Annotated in this window: 3 protein-coding genes and 1 pseudogene; 2 read left to right on the top strand and 2 right to left on the bottom strand. The window is 66.9% G+C overall.

All coding sequences use genetic code 11. From position 1 onward, the window contains the following. Positions 1–92 precede the first annotated feature (92 nt). Positions 93–923: a ParA family protein gene (locus tag B072_RS0132880; RefSeq protein ID WP_018534228.1), complete on the top strand. Its 831-nt coding sequence runs from the start codon at positions 93–95 to the stop codon at positions 921–923. Beyond that, on the top strand, positions 923–1,369 hold the full coding sequence (locus tag B072_RS0132875) for a hypothetical protein (RefSeq protein WP_018534227.1): 447 nt from the start codon (positions 923–925) through the stop codon (positions 1,367–1,369). The genes B072_RS0132880 and B072_RS0132875 overlap by 1 nt, the downstream gene beginning before the upstream one ends. 402 nt (positions 1,370–1,771) lie before the next feature. Here B072_RS0132875 and B072_RS44665 read toward each other — a convergent pair whose 3' ends face one another. Then, positions 1,772–3,100 (bottom strand): DNA primase family protein, encoded by a 1,329-nt coding sequence (locus tag B072_RS44665; protein WP_018534226.1) that lies wholly within the window; start codon positions 3,098–3,100, stop codon positions 1,772–1,774. A gap of 352 nt (positions 3,101–3,452) precedes the next feature. Further along, positions 3,453–3,906: pseudogene (locus tag B072_RS47500) on the bottom strand (hypothetical protein); the annotation flags it as partial.

Below are 3,906 nucleotides of genomic sequence, written 5' to 3'. Positions count from 1 at the left end.
CTGGCTTTTCCGCTTGCCGATTCACTTGCTGCAATGTCGGCGAGATGGCTTGCGTTTAGGCTTCCCCCTACCTGATGGAGGAAGGAGGACCCGTGGCCGAAGATCCGGACGTTGTCGCGGAGGTCAGCGAGAAGGGGGGCGTGGGGAAGACCTCGCTGACGACAGGTCTGATCGCTGTCGCTGCCGAGTACGGCCTACGTGTGGCCGGCGTCGACCTCGACCCGCGCGCAACCCTCACTGACGAGCTGGGTGTCAGCAACCCCAAGAAGTCGGTGAACGACATCTACTTCGTCGACCCCGAGAAGCGACCGCGCGACCCTGCCGAGATCGCCCGCGAGGCTCTCACCCGGGCCGGGAAGCACTGGCCCTCGAATGCCTGGGTACTGCCCGCGGTCAGGAAGTTCGGGAACCGGGAGACCGACGGGACGACCGGAATGGAGTTCCGTCTAAAGCGCGCTCTGTGGGGTCTGCGAGACCTGGTCGACGTCGTGTTCATTGACGCCCCGCCCCGGCCTGGCGGGAAGATCGTGGGTTCTGCCCTCATCGCGTCCACGAAGGTGCTCATGCCCTCGACGCTGACGAAGGACGGTTACCTCGGCGTCAGGGAAGCAATGGGCACGATCGAGCACTACACCGTTCCCGGCGGCCTCAACGACTCTCTGACAATCGCCGGGATCGTCCGGAGCATCGTCCCGACCGGGAAGAAGTACACCAAGGTTCAGAAGCTCTGGAACGGCCGCCTCCAAGAACGCTTCGGCTCCCTTGTGCTGCCCTCAATCCTCCACGATTACGCCGTGCGTGAGGCGTGTCGGACCGGCTCCATGCCCATCACCGCGGCGCCCGGTCGGGAAGCCAAGCTTCTCGTCTCTGGGTACCGCGAGATCCTGAACCACACCCTGCCTGACCTCAAGGAGAAGCTCTGATGCCGTCGTTCCTGGACAAGGCCGCCGAGTCCGACGAGGAGATCCGTTCAACCCAGGAGAAGGACCCCGCCGACCTCAGCGGCGCCCAGGAGCCCGACTGGGACAACCCTGACGCCTGGAGCGGCAGTACCGAAAGCGCCAGCAATTCCGCCAGCGAGAACGCTGACCGCACCGCCCCTCCTAAGAGCAAGAAACCCAAGGCTCCTGCATCGAAGTCCAAGGCCGCAGCTACCCGTACGCCGGCGCTTCGCCGAGGACGCCCAAAGGGCCCCGACCGTAAGCCGCTCAGCACCCGCATTCTTCCCGAACTCGACCGGATGCTGACCAAAGCGGTCGAAGAGACAGGGAAGAACCCACAGACCCTGGTCGAAGAGGCCCTGGCCATGTACTTCCGCCGTCTCAAGATCGAGGACCCCGGCCCGGGAGAAGGATCCACCGCAGCCTAAGAGCGCCTGGAATCCCCGTGAGCCGCCCTCTGGAGCCACAGAGGGCGGCTCCACTCTTCTTAGCGCCACGCAACGCCGCACAACCCCGTGTGGGCGCGATGAGGCCAGTCCGTGCCCTCTGCCCAAGAGAGCCACCCAAAGGCGGGGGCGCTCCGGGGTTCCTCGGCGCGTGCCCGGCTCACCCTGAGACCCCGATTTTGGTTGTCAAGCGCAACTAGTGTGCAGGGTTATGAGGGGTTTTCCGAAACTCTCCATACGCGCACCCATGGAAGGTTATCGGGAAACCCACCACAACCCTACATTCTTGCAGGTCAGCGCGTTTTGACCGGCTACATGAAACCGCCCTGCACGGGGTCCCGTGCAGGGCGGTTGTGGTGCTGGAGTGCCGGATAGTCCTGGGGCCTACTCGCCGTCGTCGGAGTCGTCGCCCGCGAGCATCAGCCCGCGGTACACGTAGCCCGCGCCGGTGCGCTTCTTTTCCCAGCCCCTGGCGACCATCGACTTGGCGAACTCGACCTCGCTGCATGCTTGCTCACCGCTCGCGTGGCACCAGCTGGTCCAAGCGTTGAACAGCTCGCGCGCTGACACAACCCCGTGCGGCGACGCGATGGTGCGCTCGTCGACGAACCGACCGAGAACGTCGCTCGATGCTTTGTACTCCTCGGTCTTCATCCGGACGACCTCCGGAGGGGCGAGTCCCTTCTCCATGTACTGGTGCCAGCCCTCGTACGCCCACTCCAGGACTGCGGGCGCGGCCTTCTTCAGCCGGTCGGGCAGGCCGCCGTCGCGCTCCTCCTCGGGGATCACCACGTCGAACGGGACCACCAGGATGCGTCGCCAGACGGCAGGGTCGTCGCCAGAGACGAGCGGCAGGTGGTTCGTCAGCATGATGAGCGTGTGCGACGGGTCGAAGGTGATCGGGTTCTTGTGCATGAGGTTCGCCTCGATCGGGTCTCCGCCGACCAAGCGCTTCATGGTGGCCTCGGCGAACCGCTTGCCCTTCTCCGTCTCGGAGCAGAACGTCAGTCGAGCGCCGCGGAGCCGCATCTTGAAGGCGCCGTGCCGCTCGTGCTTCGACTCCATCAGGATCGCCGGGTCCACCTCAATCGCGTAGTCCCCGAAGGCTGCCATCAGCGCGTCGCGAAGCGTGCCCTTGCCGTTGGCACCGGTGCCGGTGAAGATCGGCATGACGTGCTCGGTGACCTTCCCGAGCATTGCGTAGCCGAACAGGCGCTGGACGAAGGCCCGCACCTCGGCGTCCGGCAGGATGCGCTCAAGGAACTGCTCCCACTCCTGGGCGCCGGCCACCTCGCCGTCCTCTTCCTCTGGCATCGCGGCGCCCGCGACCTTGGTGATCAGGTCCTCGCGTGCGCACGGGTCGACGGTCCCCTCCGTGAGGTGGACCGTGCCGTCCGGGGTGTTGAACTTGAACGGGTCCGCGTCCAGGGCCTTGGAGGCCGTCGAGATCGGCTTCAGCGACGAGGCGATCTTCAACAGTCCCTCCAGGCCGGAGGCGGACTCAGACCTGCGGACGTCCTTGTACAGGTCGTCGCGCTCGTCGCCGCTCATGTCCTCCAGGGCGTGCAGCGCGGTCTTCACCGTCTTCACGGCGTACGCCATGTCGACGCGCTGCTCGTCGAGCAGCCAGCGGGCGTCATCCCACTCGTGCCAGCCCAGGCCGTGGACGAACCGGAGCTTGTCGCCGTGTTCCTCGAGGAACCGCTCAGCCATACGCAGCTGGCCACGGTGCTGGATCGATTTCGTAGGCCGGGGACGTCGAGGCCGGCGGGGACGCTCAGTCGTCGTGGTGGTGGAGCCAGCCCACATGTCGTCGTCGGGCTCCGTGTCGCGTGCTGCGGGGACGCTCATACTGCACCCCCGATCTGGCTAGCATTCCCGCCAGCGAAAACGCTGGCAACAACGCGCGACGTAACCGCGGTTGAGCAGGTAGAACCGGAACGCATTCGAGTCGTACTCCTCGGGTGCCCGGCCTCGGGACGCGCCAACGTCGCCGGGGCCTTCATCAGTGCCGAGGTGTGGTGTACGTGGCGCTGAACCTTAGTGTCCTGGGGTGCGGTTCGCATCAGGCGGCACCGCCCATCCGGCGCGGACGCGCGAGGCCGGCGGTCATCCCGGATCGGAGCGTCTTCTCCACCTCGCGCGGCGTGTCCACCCCGAGTCCCGCAGCCTGCGCGGCCTCCGCCAGGTACTCCTCGGCGACGGCCTGGTCCACGAGCCCGGCCGCGACCAGCTGGCCCGCGCGGTACGCCGCGAGGTTCAGTCGGTTGTTCCGGCCGCCCGCCTGCTTCATCGCCGCCAGCTCGTCGCACTCCGACCGCAGGATGCCCGCCGCCCACCGCTGCTCGCGCGTCCCCTGCCGCGTCATCTCCCGCAGCCGGGCCACCACATCGGCCCGGCGAGGCGCTCCCCCGGCTTTGGGTGGCGTCGGTGCCGTCGTGATTAGGGTGAGCAGCCAGTCCGGCAGTACCGCCGGAGTGGTGGGGCTCCCGTCCTCCAGGAGGTAGGGCGCCCCAGCG

This window comes from Streptomyces sp. HmicA12 (assembly GCF_000373565.1).
Classification (GTDB): domain Bacteria; phylum Actinomycetota; class Actinomycetes; order Streptomycetales; family Streptomycetaceae; genus Streptomyces.
The sequence above is the reverse complement of the archived record's forward strand: the minus strand, read 5'-3'. Positions and strand labels throughout refer to the sequence as shown.

Bases quoted from the DNA above. Each gene is read 5' to 3' on its own strand.
- B072_RS0132875 (WP_018534227.1), top strand. From the start codon at position 923: ATGCCGTCGTTCCTGGACAAGGCCGCCGAGTCCGACGAGGAGATCCGT.
- B072_RS44665 (WP_018534226.1), bottom strand. From the start codon at position 3,100: ATGGCTGAGCGGTTCCTCGAGGAACACGGCGACAAGCTCCGGTTCGTC.